General features: G+C 75.9%; 15 protein-coding genes. 9 read left to right on the top strand and 6 right to left on the bottom strand.

The genetic code is table 11. The features are described from left to right. Positions 1–47: 47 nt before the first annotated feature. From A6A27_RS16020 to A6A27_RS16000, 5 genes are all read left to right on the top strand, one after another. Positions 48–1,196 carry an exonuclease SbcCD subunit D gene (locus tag A6A27_RS16020; protein ID WP_073835415.1) on the top strand — a complete coding sequence of 383 codons (1,149 nt, stop codon included), beginning with the start codon at positions 48–50 and terminating at the stop codon, positions 1,194–1,196. Next, entirely contained in the window at positions 1,196–3,670 is a 2,475-nt protein-coding gene (locus A6A27_RS16015) for an AAA family ATPase (protein WP_073835414.1), read from the top strand. The genes A6A27_RS16020 and A6A27_RS16015 overlap by 1 nt, the downstream gene beginning before the upstream one ends. Next, complete coding sequence (locus tag A6A27_RS16010; protein WP_073835413.1) at positions 3,667–4,626, top strand: hypothetical protein; 960 nt, start codon at positions 3,667–3,669, stop codon at positions 4,624–4,626. Before A6A27_RS16015 ends, A6A27_RS16010 begins: the two co-directional genes overlap by 4 nt. Further along, positions 4,626–5,483, top strand: a complete 858-nt coding sequence (locus A6A27_RS16005) for a spermidine synthase (protein ID WP_073835412.1) — start codon at positions 4,626–4,628, stop codon at positions 5,481–5,483. Before A6A27_RS16010 ends, A6A27_RS16005 begins: the two co-directional genes overlap by 1 nt. An 82-nt stretch (positions 5,484–5,565) precedes the next feature. After that, positions 5,566–6,477, top strand: coding sequence for a DNA-3-methyladenine glycosylase family protein (locus tag A6A27_RS16000; protein ID WP_073835411.1), 912 nt, complete (start codon positions 5,566–5,568; stop codon positions 6,475–6,477). 25 nt (positions 6,478–6,502) lie between these two features. Here the strand turns inward: A6A27_RS16000 and A6A27_RS15995 are convergent, their stop codons facing one another. Beyond that, entirely contained in the window at positions 6,503–7,003 is a 501-nt protein-coding gene (locus A6A27_RS15995) for a DUF1990 family protein (RefSeq protein WP_143194015.1), read from the bottom strand. Between the two features lie 63 nt (positions 7,004–7,066). Continuing rightward, a complete protein-coding gene (locus tag A6A27_RS15990; protein WP_073835409.1) occupies positions 7,067–7,279 on the bottom strand; it encodes a hypothetical protein in 213 nt (70 codons plus the stop codon). Positions 7,280–7,415: 136 nt separating this feature from the next. Here A6A27_RS15990 and A6A27_RS15985 point away from each other — a divergent pair, with 136 nt between their 5' ends. The 4 genes from A6A27_RS15985 (at position 7,416) to A6A27_RS15970 (ending at position 11,300) form a co-directional block, all read left to right on the top strand. Continuing rightward, the gene (locus A6A27_RS15985) at positions 7,416–8,528 is read left to right on the top strand and encodes an ATP-dependent DNA ligase (RefSeq protein ID WP_073835408.1); all 1,113 of its coding nucleotides are present in this window, start codon (positions 7,416–7,418) and stop codon (positions 8,526–8,528) included. Positions 8,529–8,583: 55 nt separating this feature from the next. Continuing rightward, a complete protein-coding gene (locus tag A6A27_RS15980) occupies positions 8,584–10,152 on the top strand; it encodes an alpha/beta hydrolase (protein ID WP_241825281.1) in 1,569 nt (522 codons plus the stop codon). 41 nt (positions 10,153–10,193) lie between these two features. Continuing rightward, the gene (locus tag A6A27_RS15975) at positions 10,194–10,646 is read left to right on the top strand and encodes a GNAT family N-acetyltransferase (RefSeq protein WP_073835407.1); all 453 of its coding nucleotides are present in this window, start codon (positions 10,194–10,196) and stop codon (positions 10,644–10,646) included. Between the two features lie 105 nt (positions 10,647–10,751). Beyond that, a complete protein-coding gene (locus tag A6A27_RS15970; RefSeq protein ID WP_073835406.1) occupies positions 10,752–11,300 on the top strand; it encodes a hypothetical protein in 549 nt (182 codons plus the stop codon). Between the two features lie 150 nt (positions 11,301–11,450). Here A6A27_RS15970 and A6A27_RS15965 read toward each other — a convergent pair whose 3' ends face one another. From A6A27_RS15965 to A6A27_RS15950, 4 genes are read right to left on the bottom strand one after another with little or no spacing between them, the layout of a single operon-like run. Then, complete coding sequence (locus tag A6A27_RS15965) at positions 11,451–12,167, bottom strand: ABC transporter ATP-binding protein (RefSeq protein ID WP_073835405.1); 717 nt, start codon at positions 12,165–12,167, stop codon at positions 11,451–11,453. Beyond that, positions 12,164–13,156 carry an ABC transporter ATP-binding protein gene (locus tag A6A27_RS15960; protein ID WP_073835404.1) on the bottom strand — a complete coding sequence of 331 codons (993 nt, stop codon included), beginning with the start codon at positions 13,154–13,156 and terminating at the stop codon, positions 12,164–12,166. The genes A6A27_RS15965 and A6A27_RS15960 overlap by 4 nt, the downstream gene beginning before the upstream one ends. A 1-nt stretch (position 13,157) precedes the next feature. Beyond that, complete coding sequence (locus A6A27_RS15955; RefSeq protein WP_073835403.1) at positions 13,158–15,890, bottom strand: ABC transporter permease; 2,733 nt, start codon at positions 15,888–15,890, stop codon at positions 13,158–13,160. Then, positions 15,887–19,066 (bottom strand): FtsX-like permease family protein, encoded by a 3,180-nt coding sequence (locus tag A6A27_RS15950; protein WP_073835402.1) that lies wholly within the window; start codon positions 19,064–19,066, stop codon positions 15,887–15,889. Before A6A27_RS15950 ends, A6A27_RS15955 begins: the two co-directional genes overlap by 4 nt. Between the last annotated feature and the right edge of the window lie 136 nt (positions 19,067–19,202).

The raw sequence follows: 19,202 nt of genomic DNA, 5'->3' as shown, positions 1-19,202 counted from the left end.
AGCGCAGCGCGGCGGAGCCCCGCAGCCGCGAACGAAAGGGTGGCACGGTGAAGATCCTGCACACCTCCGATTGGCACGTCGGCAAGGTCCTCAAGGGGCAGTCCCGCGCCGACGAGCACAAGCAGGTGCTCGCCCAGGTGATCGAGATCGCCCGGGTCGAGCGGCCCGACCTGGTCATCGTGGCCGGCGACCTGTACGACACCGCCGCGCCCACCCCCGAGGCGACCCGGCTGGTGACCCGGGCGCTGACCGCGCTGCGGCGCACCGGGGCGGACGTGGTGGCGATCGGCGGCAACCACGACAACGGCCAGGCGCTCGACGCGCTGCGGCCCTGGGCCGAGGCCGCCGGCATCACCCTGCGGGGCAGCGTCCGGGACAATCCTGCCGAGCACGTCATCGACGGGGTCACCGCTGGCGGCGAGCGCTGGCAACTGGCCGCGCTGCCCTTTCTGTCCCAGCGCTACGCCGTCCGCGCGGTGGAGATGTACGAGCTGACCGCCGCCGAGGCCAACCAGACGTACGCCGACCACCTCGGGCGGGTGCTCGCCCGGTTGGCCGACGGCTTCACCGAGCCCGACCGGGTGCACCTGGTCACCGGCCACCTGACCGTGGTCGGGGCGAGCACCGGCGGCGGCGAGCGGGACGCGCACACCGTCCTCGGCTACGCGGTGCCGGCGACGGTCTTCCCGGGCAACGCGCACTACGTGGCGTTGGGTCACCTGCACCGCTCCCAGCGGGTCATCGGGCCCTGCCCGATCCGCTACAGCGGCAGCCCGCTCGCCGTCGACTTCGGGGAGCAGGAGAACGTGGGTTCGGTGACGCTGGTCGAGGTGACGGCGACGGCCGCCGCCCAGATCCGCGAGGTGCCCGTGCCGGGGGCGGTGCCGCTGCGGACCGTCCGGGGCACCCTGGCCCAGCTCGCCGAGCTCGACCCGCCGGACGGCTGGCTGCGGGTCTACGTCCGCGAGCAGCCCCGCGCCGGCCTGCGGGAGGAGGTGCAGGAGCTGCTGCCCCGGGCGCTGGAGATCCGGATCGACCCGGAGCTGATGCCGGCCCCCGGCAGCGCCACCCGCACCGCCCAGCGGGCCGGCCGCTCGCCGCGGGAGCTCTTCGCCGACTACCTGAGCAGCCGGGGCCACGGCGACGACGGCGTCCAGGAACTCTTCGACGAGCTGCTCGAGGGGATCGATCACTGATGCGGCCGATGCGGCTGGACATGGCCGGGTTCACCGTCTTCCGCGAGGAGACCACCGTCGACTTCACCGACGCGGACTTCTTCGCGCTGGTCGGGCCGACCGGCTCCGGAAAGTCGACGGTGCTCGACGCGATCTGCTTCGCCCTCTACGGCACCGTGCCCCGCTGGGGCGGCGCCCGGGGCCTGGCCAACGCGCTCGCCCCGTCGGCGAACGAGGCCCGGGTCCGGCTGGTCTTCGAGTCCGCCGGTGACCGGTACGTGGCCACCCGGGTGGTGCGCCGGGACGGCCGGGGCACCGTGAAGACCGCCAACGCCGGGCTGCAGCTGATGCCGGCCGGGTTCGACGTCACCAAGCTCGACACCGGGCTCAGCCCGGAGGACCTGGGCGAGGTGGTGGCCGGCACCCCCGCCGAGATGGAGCAGGCGGTGCTGGACGCGGTCGGGCTGCCGTACGAGCAGTTCACCAGCTGCGTGGTGCTGCCGCAGGGGCAGTTCGCCGACTTCCTGCACGCCAAGCCGGCCACCCGGCAGCAGATCCTGGTCAACCTGCTCGGCCTCGGCATTTACGAGGAGGTGCAGAAGAAGGCCACCGAGCGCGCCGGGCAGGTCGAGGCGAAGCTGGAGACGGTCGACAAGCTGCTCGGCGGCCTCGCCGACGTCGACGACGAGACGCTGGCCGACGCGCGGCAGCGGGTCGGCCGGATGGGCGGGCTGGCCGAGGCGGTCGCGGTCGCCGTACCCGAGCTGGACCGGGCCCGGGCGACGGCGCGCGAGCAGGCGGCGGCGCTGGCCGAGCGGGACGCGGAGCTGGCCGTGCTGGCCGGGGTGCGGCCGCCGGACGGGATCGCCGAGCTGGCCCGGGCGGTGGCGGCGGCGCGGGTCGCGGCCGACGAGGCGGCCACGGCCGTCGGGCTCGCCGAGGAGCGGGAGGAGAAGCTGCGCGGCGAGCTGGCCGCGGCCGGCGACGAGAGCGCGCTGCGGCTGCTGCTCAAGGCGCACGCCGACCGGGAGAAGCTGACCGGCCAGGTGGCGGCGGTCCGGGCGGCGGTGGCCGCGGCGCAGACCGAGCACGACGCGGCGGTCGGCGCCCTGGCGGAGGCCCGGGCCGCCGCCGAGCGGGCCGAGGCGGAGCTGGAGGCGGCGTTCCGGGCGCACGAGGAGGCGAAGGCCACCGACCATGCCGTGGCGCTGCGCGCGCACCTGGTCGAGGGCGGCCCGTGCCCGGTCTGCGAGCAGGCCGTGCCCCGGGTGCCGGCGGTGCCGGCCGGGTCGGCGGTGGCCCGGGCGATCGCGGCCGGCAAGGCGGCCCGGGCGGCCAGCGAGGCCGCCAAGCGGTTGGTGCAGGAGCGCGACACCGCCGCCCGCGAGCTGGACCGGGTGCTGCTGCGCGCCCGCGCCGAGCACGACCAGTTGCGGACCCGGCTGACCGAGCTGGACGACCAGCTCGCCGACGCCGCCGCGCCGGCCGCGCTGCGGGAGGCGCTGGACGAGCACGCCCGGCTGCGCCGCGCCCTGGAGGAGGCCGCCGGCGCGGTCCGCGCCGGACGGGACGCCGCCCGCCGGGCCCGGGGCGCGCTCGACGGCGCGGAGGAGCGGCTGCGCCGCGCCTGGCGGGACTTCGACACGGCGCGGGACGGGCTGGCCCGGTTCGGCCCGCCGGCCGCCGACCGCGACGACGTGGCCGCCGCGTGGAGGGCGCTCGCCGGCTGGACCGCTGAGCAGGCCGAGCGGCGGCGGGCCGACCGGGACGGGCTGGCCGCCTCGGTCGGCGCGGCCGAGGCCGCCGCGGCCGAGGTCGAGGAGCGGATCGGCGGGCTCTTCACCGCGGCCGGGCTGGCCGTGGCCGACGATCCGCGGCGGGACGCCGCAGTGGCGGTCGAGCGCGCGGAGGCGGAGCTGCGCCGGCTGACCGAGCGGCGCGAGCAGGCCGCCGAGCTGCACGAGCAGCGGGCCGGTCACGAGCGGGAGGCCCGGGTGGCGCGGGCGCTCGCCGGGCACCTGCGAGCCAACAACTTCGAGCGGTGGCTGCTGGCCGAGGCGCTGGACCTGCTGGTCGACGGCGCGTCGCGGATCCTGCGGGAACTCTCCAACGGCCAGTACGACCTGGTGCACGACAAGGGCGAGTTCTTCGTGGTCGACCACCACGACGCCGGGCTGCGGCGCGGGGTGCGGACCCTCTCCGGCGGGGAGACGTTCCAGGCGTCACTGGCCCTGGCGCTGGCGCTGTCGGAGCAGCTCGCCGGGATGTCCACCAGCGCGGCCAGCCTGGAGTCGATCGTCCTGGACGAGGGCTTCGGCACGCTGGACGCGGCCACCCTGGACACGGTCGCCGCCACCCTGGAAAATCTGGCCGCCCGGGGCGACCGGATGGTCGGCGTGGTCACCCACGTGCCGGCCCTCGCCGAGCGGATCCCGGTCCGCTTCGAGGTCCGCAAGGACGCCCGCACGGCCCGGGTGGAACGGACGGGCCTGTGACGCGGTTCTACGTCGACGCGTGGGATCCGGCGTACGGGGCGTCGTTCGAGGCAGCCGGCGGGGGCGGACCGGCGGCGCCGAGCAGCGCCCAGGTCGACGTCGGCGTCGAGCTGCCGGCGACGGACTGGCGGGCGATCGACGCCCGGCGGGACGTGCTCGCCCCGGACGTGGTGCTACTGGTCGACGGGGTACGCCGGATCGACGCGAGCGTCTGGACGGCCGAGGACGACGGCGGCTCGTTCCCGGGCATCGCTGCCTCGTACGCCGCCGGCGTGGTGCGCTGCGACCTGGAGCGCGGCGCGGCGGAGCTGGCCGGGGCCCAGGTGGGCCGGGGCCTGTTCACCGCCAGCCCCTCCGCGCAGGACGTGGTGGCCGGGCAGATCCGCTACCCGGTGCATCGGGTCGGCGGCACCGGTGAGCTGAGCAAGCTGCCGGCCGCGGTGCAGGCCCCGCTGACGGCGCTGGAGGTGGCGGTCTCCGACGCCGCGCGTACCGATGGTGACCTGCTGGTGGTGGACGGCCCGCTGCGCAGCCGCCGGCACCTGCCGCGCACTCTGGGCTACATCAAGACGCAGCACAGCCAGTACCTGGACGCGCGGCTGACCGCGGTGGTCACCGGGTTGGCCCCGGGGCAGCGCTGCCCGGTGTTCCGGCTGGAGACCGCGTGGGGCGGCTATTCCTGGTATCTGCGGCTGCCGGTGGCCGGGGGCGCGCCCTGGGCGGGCATCGTCCGGATGGAGTGTTCCGCCGAGCTGACCCCGGCCGAGGCGATCGAGCTGGCCGACCTCGCCCTGGTCACCCTGCCCCGGTTCGCCTCCACCCCGTACAAGGATCCGCGGGCCCCGCAGAACCTGATCCCGATCGCCGGCCTGGAGCGCCGGCTGCGCAGGCTGCTCGGCGACGCCCGCCTGCTGCACCGGGTGCTGACCGCGGCCGCCCGGGGGATCCGCCGCTGATGGGCCGGCGACGCGGTGCGGACCGGGTGGTCGAGCAGGTCGACACCGGGCAGGCCGAGCTGGTGCCCGACCCGGACCGGCCGGGTTCCTGGACGCTGCTGCTCGACGGCGCACCGCAGTCTCATGTGGATCTGGCGGATCCGACGCACCTGGAGTTCGAGTACGTCCGGCGGCTGGCCGCGGCGATCGACCTGGTCGCCCCGGCCGGCACCCCGCTGCGGGTGCTGCACCTGGGCGGGGGCGCGCTGACCCTGCCCCGGTACGTCTCGGCCACCCGTCCGGGTTCGACGCAGCGGGTGTCCGAGGTGGACGGCGCGCTGGTGGAGCTGGTCCGCCGGGCGCTGCCGTGGCCCGCCGAGGCGCGACTGCGGGTACGGGTGGCGGACGCCCGGGCCACCCTCACCGCCAGCGGGGAGGCCAGGTACGACCTGGTGGTGGCGGACGTCTTCGCCGGTGCCCGCACCCCGGCGCACCTGACCTCGGTGGAGTACGCCGCCGAGGTGGCCCGGGTGCTCCGTCCGGGTGGTTTCTATCTGGCGAACATCGCCGACGGCCCGCCGTTGCGGCACGCCCGCGCCCAGGTCGCCACGGTTCGTGCGGTGCTGCCCCGGGCCTGTCTGGTCAGCGACGCGGCGGTGCTGCGGGGGCGCCGCTACGGCAACCTGGTGCTGGTCGCGTCGCGGGTCGACCCGCCGGTGGCGGAGCTGTCCCGGCGGGCCGCCGGCGACTGGTTTCCGGGCCGGGTGCTGGCGGGCGACGAGCTGGACCGGTTCGCCGGGGGCGCTGCGGTGGTGCGGGACGCCGACGCCCGGGATTCCACTCCGCCGCCACCCGGGATTTTTTCCGTGCGCCGTTGATCCGTCCGGCGGACCGCTCCGTATCGCCCCGGCGGCCATGCCCGTGGGGGCCGGCTGATGGTCCGCGTGGCAGAGTGACCGGGTGACCTCCCCCGCCGCCCACCGGACGCTGCGCCCCCCGGCCGGCTACCGGCTGGCCAGGTCGGTCCGGTCGCTCACGTTCAGCCCGTACGACCCGTGCGCGCGGGTCGCCGGCGGCGCCTTCTGGTGGGCCACCCGCACCCCGGCCGGGCCGGCCACGCTCGCGCTGCGCCCCGCCGGGGACGAGTTGGTCGTCGAGGGGTACGGGCCGGGAGCGGACTGGGTCGTCGAGCGGGCCGACGCGATCGCCGGGCTCCGGGACGACCTGACCGGGTTCGCCGACCTCGCCGCCGCGCACCCGGTGGTGGCCCGGCTGGCCCGCGAGCACCACGGGCTGCGGATGCCGGCCACCGGCCAGGTCTTCCCCCGCCTGTTGCGGGCGGTGCTGGAGCAGAAGGTCACCGGCAAGGAGGCGTACCGGGCGTACGCGGCGACGGTCCGGCACTTCCGGGAGCCGGCGCCGGGACCCCTGTCGCTGCTCCTGCCGCCGCCGGCGGCGGCGGTGGCGGCCACCCCGTACTGGGTCTTCCACCCGTTCGGGGTGGAGCAGCGGCGGGCCGAGACGCTGCGCCGCGCGGCCGCCGCCGCTGAACGGCTGGAGCAGTGCGCCGACACCGTCGAGGCCACCCGCCGGCTCACCGCGATCCCCGGGATCGGCCCGTGGACCGCCGCCGAGGTGGTCCGGATCGCGTACGGCGACCCGGACGCGGTCAGCGTCGGCGACTACCACATCCCGAACACCGTGGCCTGGGCCCTCGCCGGGGAGCCGCGCGGGAACGACGCCCGGATGCTGGCGCTGCTGGAGCCGTTCCGCGGCCACCGGGGGCGGGTCTGCCTGCTGCTGGAGGCGGCCGGCATCCAGGCGCCGAGGTACGGCCCCCGCGCCACCATCCGTTCCTTCGCCGGCTACTGACCGGCCCGACGAGCCGGGGCGCGGGTCAGCCCCGGGCGCAGAGCCGGCGCAGGGTGCGGCCGAGCCACCAGGCGTAGCCGTGCTGCACGGCCTGGGCGAGCGGACCGGCGGCCCGGAGGTACCAGCGGGCCGGGCGGCTGAACGTGGTCACCTCGAACCAGACCCCGTCGGCCGCCCGGGTGACCACGAACGCCTCCTCGCCGATCTCGGGATGCCCGGGCAGGGTGCCGTAGCCGAAACCAGCCCGGTCCGGCTCGTCCGCCGTCCAGACCACCTCCGTCGGGCCCCAGATCCGCAGCGGGCCGACGCCGAGCCCCGGGGTGACCCGCACGCCCGCGGCGGCGCGTGGCGCGTCGGTGCGCATCACCACCCCGGCGGCCCGGTGCAGCCGCCAGTCGAGCACCGCCTCGGCGGCGGTGGGAAAGCCGCCGTCCGGCAGCCGGACCCGGTGGCGCAGGTGGTGATAGCCGGCCGGCAGCGCGCCCTCGCGGGTCGCCCCCACCTCGGGGTACGTCAGCTCCGGCACGGCGGCCACCTCCTCGCGCGGGGACAGCGCCAGCCTACGGCCCGCACCCGGGCGGGCGGGCGGCTACGCGGCCTCGTGGAGGTCGGCCAGGCTCACCGGGGCGTACCGGCGGAGCAGCTCCTCCAGCTCCGCCACCGAGGCGACCTCGCCGATGACGTTGGCGCCGCCGCCCTGGTCCGGGCGGTAGCGGTGCACCAGCCGGTAGCGGTACCGCCCGCGGATCAGCTCCAAACTGACCCGCCAGCGTCCACAGCATCCGCAGATCCACTCCGGCACGCGGCGAACGGTAGCCCTGACCTGCGGTTTCACCATCCGGTCGGGGGTGACGAACCGGCCCGTCCGGGGACACGCCGCCCGACGCCACCGGTGATCTGCCTCACCACTGTCGGTGGCGTCTGATTGACTGGTCGCCGTGGACCTGCCGATCAATCCGCCGGTCGAGCCGATGCTGGCCAAGAGCGTGCCCCAGCTGCCCACCGCCCCCGGCATGACGTACGAGCCGAAATGGGACGGCTTCCGCTGCATCATCTTCCGCGACGGCGACGAGGTCGAGCTGGCCAGCCGGGGCGGTAAGACGATGACCCGCTACTTCCCGGAGGTGGTCGAGCAGGCACGGCGCCAACTCCCGCCCCGGTGCGCGGTCGACGGCGAGCTGATCGTGATCCGCCGCGACGGCCCGAGCGGCCAGCCCCGGCTCGACTTCGAGCTGCTCGCCCAGCGGATCCACCCGGCCGCCTCCCGGGTGAAGCTGCTCGCCGAGACCATCCCGGCCGACTTCGTCGCGTTCGACCTGCTCGCCCTCGACGACGAGCTGTTCACCGACCGGCCCTACCCGGAGCGGCGGGCCGGGCTGGAGCAGGCCCTAGCCAAGGTCCGCCCGCCGGTGCACGTCACCCAGATCACCACCGACCCGGAGACGGCTCGGCGCTGGTTCGACGTGTTCGAGGGGGCCGGGCTGGACGGGCTCATCGTCAAGCCGGCCGACCTGCCGTACGAGCCGGGCAAACGGCTGATGTTCAAGGTCAAGCACGCCCGCACCGCCGACGTGGTGGTGGCCGGCTTCCGCTGGCACAAGTCCGGCCCGGTGGTCGGCTCGCTGCTGCTCGGCCTCTACGACGACGCCGGCGTGCTGCACCATATCGGGGTCAGCTCGTCGTTCACCGCGGCCCGGCGCAAGGAGCTGCTGGACGAGCTGGAGCCCTACCGCGACGTCGGCGGGGACCACCCGTGGGTGCACGGCGACCACGAGCGGGGCCAGCGCATCCCGGGCGGGGTGAGCCGGTGGACCGGCACCAAGAACCTGGAGTGGGAGCCGCTGCGCCCGGAGCTGGTGGCCGAGGTCGGCTACGACGCGATGGAGGGTGACCGGCTGCGGCACACCGCCCAGTTCGTCCGCTGGCGCCCCGACCGTGATCCCCGCTCCTGCCGCTACGACCAGCTGGAGCGCCCGATCCGCTACGACGTCGACCAGGTGCTGCGCGGGGATCCGGCGGCGACCATCGGCAGCGCGTCCGGTCGGGCGTAGCCTGGCCGTTGATATGATCACGGAAGGCTGCCACGTGACCCGCTTCTCCGACCGGATCCGCCGGGTCCGACCCGGCCTGGCCGGGTTCGCCGCCGCGGTGGTGCTCACCGCCGGCTGCACGCTGCCGGCCCTCGCCCCGCGCACCGAGAGCCAGGGCCCGGCGGCCGCCCCGGGCACCGCCCCGACCTGGCGCGCCTGCCCGGAGGTCCCCGACGAGCTGGTGGGCCGGGGCGCACCGGGCATGCGCTACGAGTGCGCCCGGATCGCCGTGCCCCGGAACTGGGGCAACGGTGCCGCCACCGGCGCGACGGCCGGGCCGGGGGCCGGTGAGACCTTCGAGATCTCGCTGATCCGGATCCGGTCGAACAAGCAGCACGATCGGATCGGCTCGCTGGTGGTCAACCCCGGCGGTCCCGGCGCCTCCGGCGTGGACACCGCCGTCTACCTCTCCTTCGGCCCGGCGTTCGGCGGGCTGCCGGCCGCGGTGACCGACCGCTTCGACATCGTCGGGTTCGACCCGCGCGGGGTGTCCCGGTCCAGCCCGGTCAAGTGCATCTCCGACGCCGACCTGGACGCCAGCTTCGGCTACGACCCCGACCCGCAGAGCCAGGCGTCGTTCGACGGGTTGGCCGCGCTCAACCGGCGGATCGGCACCGGCTGCGGCACGAAGTACGGCGACCAGCTCCCGCTCTACGGCACCGAGCAGGCCGCCCGGGACATGGACGCGGTGCGCGCCGCGGTCGGCGACGAGAAGCTGACCTACCTCGGCTACTCGTACGGCACCCTGCTGGGCGCCGTGTACGCCCAGCTCTACCCCAAGCGGGTGCGGGCGCTGGTGCTCGACGGCGCGGTGGACCCGCAGCAGAAGCTCATCGCCGGGTCGGAGAGCCAGGCGAAGGGCTTCGAGCGGGCCTTCGACAACTTCGCCCGCTGGTGCGCGGACAACGCCGGCCGCTGTCCGATCGCGCCGGACGCCCGGGCCGCCGTCACCAGCGCCATCGATAAGGCCAAGGTCTCCCCGGTCCGCAGCCGCGACGGCCGGGAGGCCACCGCGGGATGGGTGTTCTACGCGGTCATCTCGTCCCTCTACACCGAGGCGGGCTGGCAGGAGCTGGCCCGGGCGATCGACGCGTTGCAGGGCGGCGACCCGACCGGGGTGTTCAAGCTGGCCGACGCGTACGCCGGCCGCGGCGACGACGGGCACTACTCGAACCTGTTCGACGCCAACATGGCGGTCAACTGCGCGGACGAGACCGAGAAGCCGAGCCCGCAGCAGATCCGCCAGCTCCAGTCCCAGTGGCGGGCGAAGTATCCGCTGTTCGGTCCGGCCCTGGCGGTGGGCATGTTCGGCTGCGTCGAGTGGCCCGGGGGGCGGGATCCGTACCCGACCGGGAAGGCGGCCGGCGCCCCGCCGATCGTGGTGGTCGGCACCACCGGCGACCCGGCCACCCCGTACGAGCAGACCGCCGCGTTGGCCTCGATGCTGGGCGTCGGGCAGGTGCTCACCTGGGAGGGCGAGGGGCACACGGCATACCCGCAGACCGCCTGCATCACGGCCGCCGTCGACGCGTACCTGATCTCGCTGACCGTGCCCCGGGCGGGGCTGCGCTGCCCGGCGCGCTGACCACCGCCCATCGCCGGCTGTCGCTGTGTCACGCTGCCGGCATGACCGACACGATCTTCCGGGAGGCGGTCCGCGCGGACCTGCCGGCCATCATCGCCCTCCTCGCCGATGACGTGCTGGGCAAGGCCCGCGACTTCACCGAGGTCGACGACGCGTACGAGAAGGCGTTCGCCGACATCGCCGCCGATCCGCGCAACCACCTGGTGGTCGCGGAGGCCGGTGGCGAGCTGGTCGGCTGCATGCAGATCACGTACATCCCGGGGCTGGGCCGACACGGCGCCGAGCGGTCGCTGATCGAGTCGGTCCGGGTCCGCTCCGACCTGCGCGGCCGGGGGTTGGGGCGGCAGCTGATGACCTGGGCCATCGACCAGGCCCGGGCGCGGGGCTGCGCGCTGGTGCAGCTCACCACCGACAAGACCCGCGCCGACGCGCACCGTTTTTACCGCAACCTCGGCTTCGTGGCCAGCCACGAGGGGATGAAGCTGGCGCTCTGACCCCGGCCGCTCCCCCGCCGGAGGGAGCCGACTCCCCGCCGCGCGGGATGATCGCCGGCGGCCGGCACGGGCAGGCTGGGCGGGCAGCCGACGAACGGGAGTCAGATGTCCACCGCCACCGCACCGGCCGCCGCCCACCCGCGCGACGGCCGGCCCGCCCACGCCTGGGCGGTCCGCGCCGCCCACCTGGTCCCGCTGGTCGTCCTGCCGTCCGGGCTCTGGCGGCTCGCCCTGGTCGCCGGGGTGCCGATCGGCGCGTACGAACACGGCGCGCCGGTCCGCACGCACGGATGGGAGAGCGTCTATGTCGTCTCGCTGACCGTGTTCTCCGAGGCGCTGGCGCTGCTCGCGCTCGGCCTGGTCCGCCCGTGGGGCGAGGTGTTCCCCCGGTGGCTGCCGCTGCTGGGCGGGCGTCGGGTGCCGCCGTCGTTCGCGGTCACCGCCGCCACCGCCGGCGCCATCGGGGTCACCCTCGTCTGGGCGTACGCGGCCTGGGGCATCATCGTTCGGGACCTCGTCGTCGAGGGCGATGGCCTGGGCTTCTCGCCGGCCGGCTTCGCGCTGCTGGTGGCCTGCTACGTCCCGCTGCTCCTCTGGGGCCCTCTCCTGCTCGCGGTCACCCTGTCCTACCACCGCCGCCGCTGTCGCGACTGACCGGTTGCCCGGCGGTGGCGGGCGGGCCCGCCCTGGTCGCCCACGCCGCGCCACCCCGACCGGTGGTGTCGCCGGCGGGCCCCCGGACCGCCCGCTGGGCCGCGGCTGAACCGCTACGAACTTGATGACGTGGACGACTCACGCGAGCGGTCAGTCGGTGACCAGGCGGCCGTCGCGGAGGGTGAGGGTGCGGTCGGCCATCTCGATCAGCGCCGGGTCGTGGGTGGCGACCAGGGCGGTCATGCCCCGGGCGTGCACCACGGCCCGGATCAGGTCCATGATGGACCGCCCGGTCTCCGAGTCGAGCTGGCCGGTCGGCTCGTCGGCGATGAGCAGGTCCGGCTCGTTCGCCAGGGCACGGGCCACCGCCACCCGCTGCTGCTGCCCGCCGGACAGCTCGTACGGGCGCTGCGCGGCATGCCCGCCCAGCCCGACCAGCTCGAGCAGCACCGCCACCCGCTGCTCCCGCTCCGCGGCCGGCACCTTGGCCAGCCGCAGCGGCACCCCGACGTTCTCGGCCGCCGACAGGATCGGCACGAGCCCGAAGGTCTGGAAGACGAAGCCGACAGTGCCCCGGCGCAGCGCGAGCAGCTCCCGCTCGCTCGCGCCGGTCACGTCGTGCCCGGCCACCCGGACCCGGCCGCTGTCCGGCCGGTCCAGGCCGCCGACCAGGTTGAGCAGCGTGGTCTTGCCGGCGCCGGAGCGACCCCGGATCGCGACCAACTCGCCCCGCCCGGCGGAGAAGGACACGTCCCGTACGGCGTGCACCGCATGCTCGCCCCGCCCGAAGGTGCGGCTCACCGCCTCGACCCGGACCACCTCGCCGGTGGTGACGACGCGGGCCGGCGCCAAAGTCGACTCGCTCATGCCTGCTCCTTCTCGGCGTGCGCCCGGTCGCCGGGCCGCACCTCGACGTGGTCGGGTTCCAGATTGAGCCGGACCCGGTCGCGCAGCGACAGCGCGTCCACGAAGGACGCCGGGAGCTGCATCCGGCCGGTCCGGTCGAGCACCGCGTACTCCTCGCTGACCAGCTCGGTGCTGCCGTCGGCGGCGACGCGGGCGGTACGGCGTACCTCGGAGGAGGTGCGGCCGTCGCGGATCGCGACGGTCCGGCGGACCTGGCTGGCCACGGCGTGGTCATGGGTGACCACCACGATGGTGACGCCCAGCTCGGCGTTGATGGTCCGCAGCGCGGCGAAGACCTCGGCCCCGGTCGCCTCGTCCAGCTCACCGGTCGGCTCGTCGGCGAAGAGCACCTCCGGGTCGTTGGCCACCGACACGGCGACCGCGCAGCGCTGCTGCTCGCCGCCGCTCATCTGGCCGGGCTTCCGGTCCGCGCAGTAGCCGACGCCGACCAGGTCGAGCAGCTCGCGGGCCCGTTCCCGCCGGGCCCGCCGGCTGCGCCCGCCGGCCAGCCGCATCGGCAGCTCCACGTTCTCCAGCGCGGTCAGGTACGGCAGCAGGTTCCGCCCGGTCTGCTGCCAGACGAAGCCGACCATCTGCCGGCGGTAGGCGAGCCGGCGCCGGTTCGACAGGGCGAGCAGGTCGTACTCGGCAACCCGGGCGATGCCGGCGGTGGGCGTGTCCAGCCCGGAGAGGATGTTCAGCAGCGTCGACTTGCCGGAGCCGGAGGCCCCCACGATCGCCACCAGCTCGCCCCGGTCGATGACCAGGTCGAGACCCTGGAGGGCGACCACCTCCACCCCCTCGGTCTTGAAGATGCGGACCAGGCCGTCGCAGACGATGTGCCCGCGCAACCGGTCCCGCCCGCCGGCCCGTTCGGCGGCGCGCTGCGCGGCGCGCTGCTGGAGGGCGGCCAGGTCCGGCACGGCGGACGCCTCGGCGGTCGCTGTCATCTCAGCTCTCCTCTCCGAGCCGGAGCACCTCGCCGAGGCGCATCCGGCGGTTGTTCAGGGCCTCGACGGCGATCGCGAAGCCGAGGGCCAGTGCGGCGAGGCCCAGCACACCGGCCACCAGGCCGGGTTCGAAACTCGCCCGCACAGCGACGCCGCCGGTGAACGCGGGCAGGCCGAGCACCGGGGTGAGCAGCATCGGCAGCAGCGCCCCGACCACCGCGCCGGTGAACACCGACACCAGCACCAGCGGGGTCAGCTCGACCAGCAGCAGCCCGCGCCACTGCCGGCGGGACAGGCCCATGGTGCGCAGCCGGGACAGCACCTGCCCCCGCCCCCGCGCCCCGGCGAGGACCGCGAACGCGAGCGCGAGCAGGCCCAGCGCGCCGCCGCCGGCCGCGCCCATGGTGAAGCCGAAGACCAGCAGGCCGTTCACCCCGCTGCCGCCCAGTTCGGCGCGGACCGCCGACCGGACCCGCAGCTCCGGCTGGCGGGGCCGCTCCCCGGCGGTGACCGCCCCGGTGCGCTGGTAGCGCTGCTGCCCCTCGTTGACCACCCGGGCCACCGCGGCCTGGTCCACCCGCTCCCCGGCCAGCACGAAACCCGTGGGTACGACCGGATGCGGGGCGTTCGCGGGCAGCGCCGGCCAGGGCAGCACCACGAACCGGTCCACGTTCCGGTCGATCAGCGGGAACTCGGTGACGGTGGCGGCGGTGCGCACCGGCAGCCGATTGCCCTGCACGTCCAGCCAGGCGGGTCGGCGGCCCTGCGGGTCGGCGAGCCCGGCCTCGGTGAACTCGTCGGCGAGCGCCGGGGAGACCAGCGCCGGCAGCGGCGTGGTGCCGTCGCCGGTGGCGCGCAGCGCGTCGGGCACGGTCACCGGTACGCCCGCGCGGCGGGCCACCTCGGCGAAACGGGCGCCATCGACCAGCAGCACTCGGGTGTCGCCGACCCCGCCGAACCGGCCGGCCTGGTCGGCGTACGGGCGCACGTTGGGCTCGACCAGCAGCGGGGCCACCGCTTGGGCGCCGGGCAGCGCGGCCAGCGCCTCGGTGGTGTCCGGGGCGAACCGTTCCCCGTTGACCAGGACGTCCCCGGGGACGGCCCGGACGGCGGCCCGGTCCCGGCCGGCCTCGATGCCGGCCGCCACCACCCCGCAGAACGCGGCGGTGGCGACGGCGAGGACGACCACGACGAGCGGGCCGGTGGTGGCGGCCCGGCCGGCGCGGGCGGTGCCGAGGAACGCCACGCTGCCCCGGGCCCGGGCGGCGAGCCGGCTGAGCAGCCGCAGCGGCCACGGGTACGCGCGCAGCGCGACCAGTGCGGCGGCCACCGCCAGCAGCACCGGCACGGAGACCAGCAGCGGGTCCACCGACCCGTCGAGGGCCAGGCCCCGGCGGCGCAGCAGGAACGCCCCGAGCACGGCGATGCCGAGCACGGTCACCTCGACGGTGAGCCGGACGGTGGTGGACCGGGTGTTGATCAGGTCGGCCCGGCCGGCGCCACCGCGTGCGGCCGTGAGCGCGGCGACCGGCGGGACCAGGGTGACCAGCACCGCGACGAGCAGCACCCAGCGCAGCTCGGTGCCCTCGCCGGGCAGTAGGCCGCCGAGCAGCCAACCGAAGCCGGCCGCGGCCGGCAGCACGAGCACCGACTCGGCGAGCCCACGGCGGAGCACCGCGCCGGTCGAGCCGCCCCGGGCGCGCAGCAGCACGTACTCGGACCGGCGTCGACGCGCCGCCAGACGGGCGGCGAGCAGGGTCAGGCCGACCAGGGTGGCGAGCAGCCCGGCCGCGATGATCGCGAGCAGCGTACGGGCGGCGGCGAGCGAGTCGGCGAACTGCCGCAACGGGATGTCGACGCCCTGGGAGAAGCTGAGTCCGGTCGGCTTGGGCGTGCGGTCGAGGCTGCTCAACCCTTCGATCAGCGCATCGAGCCGGGCCGGGGTGATGCGATCCGGTGCGATCCGGTAGCGCCAGCTGAAGCTGACCGGCCAGCCGGCCCCGGCCAAGGCGGCGAGGCCGCGGTCGGCGGTCACCCCGACCATCAGGAACGGCTCTCCGTCCCCCTCGGGCTCACCGAGCCGCAGCAACGACGGAAGGGCGTCCCAGATCCCGCTCTGCCCGTCGACCGGCCGGAACAGGCCGACCACGGTGATCTTCCTGCTCTTCGTCGGGTTGCCGTCGGCGTCCAGGGTGGACAGCGTGAGCCGGCTACCGGCACGCAGTCCGAGCCGGCCGGCGACCGTGTCGGCGAGGGCCAGCTCGACGGAGCCGTCGGCAGCCACGCCCGCATCGGGCCACCGGCCCTCGACCAGGGCCGCCGCGTCCGCCATGCCGGTCACCGTCCGCACGCTGAGATCAATCAGCCCCTTGTCGGCGGTCAGCTCCGGCCCCTTCAGCCGGGCGAACGAGGTCTGCGCGGCGAACCACCGCTCGCCGATCACCTGCCGCACGTCGGGCGGCATCCGCTCCTGGAACGTGTCCAGGTCGGCTGCTCGGCTGGCCAGCAGCTCCTGGCTCCCGGACCGGATCTGCGCCTCCTCCGTCGCGTAGTTCAGGTCCCGGTGGGCCACCGCCTGGGCCGCCACGTGCTCCCGCAGCCCCTGCCCGGTGAGCCGATCGGCGATTCGCGGCACCGCCGTGATCAGCAGGGCCGTGACCAGCGTCAGCGCCGCGAGGAGGAGGAAATGGCCCCCGTACGCCCGGACCCGCCGGGCCACCCTGAACAGGCTCATCGTTCCCCCCCGATCCGCAGCTGCACGGCGGCCACCCGCTGGCGGATGCCGGTGGTGATGACGGCGGCGAACGCCAGCGCGGCGAGCAGCAGCCCGGCCGCGGTCAGTCCGATCGGGGTCCATGGCACCGTAAAGATCGCCTCCGGCACCGGCCGGCCGGCGGCCGGGGTGAGGATCACCAGCGGCACCATGGTGGCCGCGACCCCGGACCCGACCAGCAGCCCGACGCCGACCCCGATGCCGGCCAGGAAGGCCTGCTCGGCGAGGAGGGCCCGGGCCAGCAGCCGGGCGTTGGCGCCCAGCGTGTGCAGCACGGCGAACTCGGTCAGCCGGTGCCGGGTGGTGGCCCACACGTCCACGGCGAGACCGACCAGGGCGAGCAGTGCCGACCCGAGCGCGGCGGCCAGCAGCCCGACCCGGGCACCCCGCCAGTACGGGTCCCGGGCTGCCTCCGCCGCCACCTGGCGCCGGTCGAGCAGGGCGGTCCCGGGCAGCGCGGCGAGGGCCTCCGCCGCGGCGGCGTGACCGCTGTCATCGGTGCGCAGCCACCACTCGGCCGTCGACCGGACCGTGCCCTGCTGGCGTAGCAGCAGGTTGGTGGCGGCGGGCAGGTCCAGCAGCACCCCGTCGCCGGCCGTGCCGGGGACGGCCTTGACCTGCCCGACCACCGTCACCGGCAGGGAGACCCCGGACAGCGACAGGTTGACGGTGTCGCCGGTGCGGACGTTCAGCGCCGCGGCTGCGCCGGACGTGACCAGCGCCGGCACCGGCGGGTCGTCCCCGACGGGCACCACGGCGATCCGGGCCGACGGCGCGCTGATGAACTCCCGCATACCCTCCGGCACCACGAACCCGCGGGTGGCGTCAACGGAGTCCCCGCCGACCTGGGCCGGTGCTTGCGCTCCCTCCTCGCCGCTGATCCGCCACTCGCCATCGAGTGCCAGTGGCCGGCTGCCGCCGGCGGAATCGGTGAGCCGGAGCCCGTTGATCCGCAGCCGGTAGCTCTCGCCGACCGCCTCGCCGCCGTCGGCCTCGAACCCGGCCAGCCGCAGCGGGGCGCCGCCGGTCTCGGGCAGCGGCACGGAGAAGGACACCGGCCGGCCGTCGCCCTGGCCGACCGCCAGCGGCAGCCGCCAGGCCGTACCGGAGTCGGTGACGAGCAGCGCGGCCACGGACACCCGCGGCTGCTCGAACCGCGTCTCGACGGGGGTGCGAACGGTCCCGGCGAGCGCCCGCGCGCCGGCCGGGAGGGCGATCCCGGCGGCCGCCGCCCGCTTGCGGACCAGCCGGTCGAGCAGCGCGTCACTGGACGCCCCACCGGCGGCGTCGTCGAGCCGGAGCATGCCGGTCGCGCCGGCAGCGTCCAGGCTCACCACGGTCGCCTCCCGGTTGTCGCGGCCGAGCCGCACGTCGTCGCGCCAGGCCGGCAGCACCCGGTCCAGCCCGGACACCGCGGCCAGCTGGCCCGCCCGGTCGGCCGGGGCGCTCCCGCTCCGTTCGACCAGCCGCAGGTCGGTGCCGACGGTGTGCTGGGCTTGGTCCCGCTGCGACCGTTCCCAGGAGGCCACCAGCGACCAGGCGAGCGTGCTGCCGCCGACGGCGAGGGCGAGCAGCAGCACCGGCCCGGCGTGCGGCCGGCGGCCGGCCTGCCACATGCCGAACATGGTGGCCGTCCACGGCCGCCGGTCGACGAACCGCTCGGCGACCCGGGTAGCCAGCGGGAGCAGCCGCAACGCGACGACCGCGCCGGCCAGCACCCCGATGGTGGGCGCGGCGGCGAGCAGCGGGTCGATGCCGAGCCGCCCGCCGGCCCCGGCCAGCGGCGAGGAGTACTGCCGGAGCTGGGTCCAGGCGAGCACGGCGAGCACGACGAGGGCCAGGTCGACGCTGGCGCGCTGCACCGCCGCGCCGCGGGTCGGGCGGGACCGGGCCGCCATGTCGGCGACGTAGGTGCCGGCCCGGCGCAGCGCGGGCATCACCATGGCGAGCAGGCAGCCGATCGCGGCGGCGACCGCGACCAGCCAGACCTGGGCGAGGCCGCCGTCGGCCAGCCGCAGGTCGGCGCCGAGCCGGTGCACGGCCTGCCCGGTCAGCGGCGGGGCGAGCAGCATGGCCGGCGCCACCACCAGGGTCGCCTCCCGGACGGCGAGGCCGGCGAGCTGGCCGCGGGCGGCGCCCCGGGCGCGCAGCAGTGCGGTCTGCGCCCGCCGGTCCTCGTTGAGCAGCGCGGCGACCAGCACCAGCGCGTACCCGCCGAGCACCACGATCAGCAACAGCGGGGTGAGCAGGGCGGACCGGCCCACCAGGTCGGCTCGGCCGAGCCGGTCGATCAGCTGGTCCAGCTTGGTGACGGCCTGCGCGGACGAGCCGAGGCCGGTGGCGTCGGGGATCTTCGCCGAGATGGTGGCGACGGCGGTCTTGACCGAGACCAGCCGGCTCGGTTCGACCACCGCGAGGTCCGGCTGCACGAGCCAGGACGCGGACACCGAGCCGGGGAAGGTACGGGCGAAGTCGGCCGGGTCCAGCGCGAACGGCCCGTACGAGGTGACCGCACCCGGGTCACCCTCGCCCACTCCGGGAGCCAGCCGCCAGTACGCCTCGGTCGGGTCACGGGGCCGCCAGATTCCGGCGACCACGACCGCGCCGGCCCGCTCGCTGCTGCGGTCGTAGAGCGGCACTCGATCGCCGGTGCGCAGCCCGAGCTGGCCGGCGACCTTCTCGGGCAGCGTCACCTGCAGCGGGTTCGCCCCGGGCGTCGGCCACGACCCTGCGGTGAGTTGGGCGTGCGCGGCCAGGTTGTCGAGGGTGCCGAGGTTGGCGAAGACCGCGTCGTCGCCGGCCCGGGCGGCGCCGAGGTCCCCGGTCAGCTCGCGCCCGGTGCCGTAGCGGGCGGCGGCGACGGTGACCGGCACCTCGCCCAGGCCGGCGGCGAACTGGGCGCGGACCGCCCGGTCCCGTTCGGCGTACGCGGCCGCGTCCGGGCCGCCGGAGCCGCTGACCAGCAGGCTGCGCTCCTCGGCCGGGGCGGCGTCGAGCACCGCCCGCGCTCCGGCGTCGACGGCCCGCCGGTTGTAGTCGGAGAGCCCGGTGACCAGTGCCACCGCGACCAGGGCCGCCACGGCGGCGGCGAGCAGCAGCCCGCGCGCCTCGACGGCCCGCCTCCACACCAACTTCATCCGACGCCCTCCCCTGGCCCCCGGTCGGGCCGATGAAAAGGAAGACCGGTCGGGGGGCGGGAAAGGTTCGCGCCCGTTACATGATCGTTACCAGCCACCAACGGGCACCGAACCGACCGGGGTCCTGAGGCCGGCC

Origin of the sequence: Micromonospora sp. CB01531 (assembly GCF_001905095.1) — a bacterium.
Classification (GTDB): Bacteria; Actinomycetota; Actinomycetes; order Mycobacteriales; family Micromonosporaceae; genus Micromonospora.
This window is presented reverse-complemented; position numbering and strand designations above follow the sequence as displayed.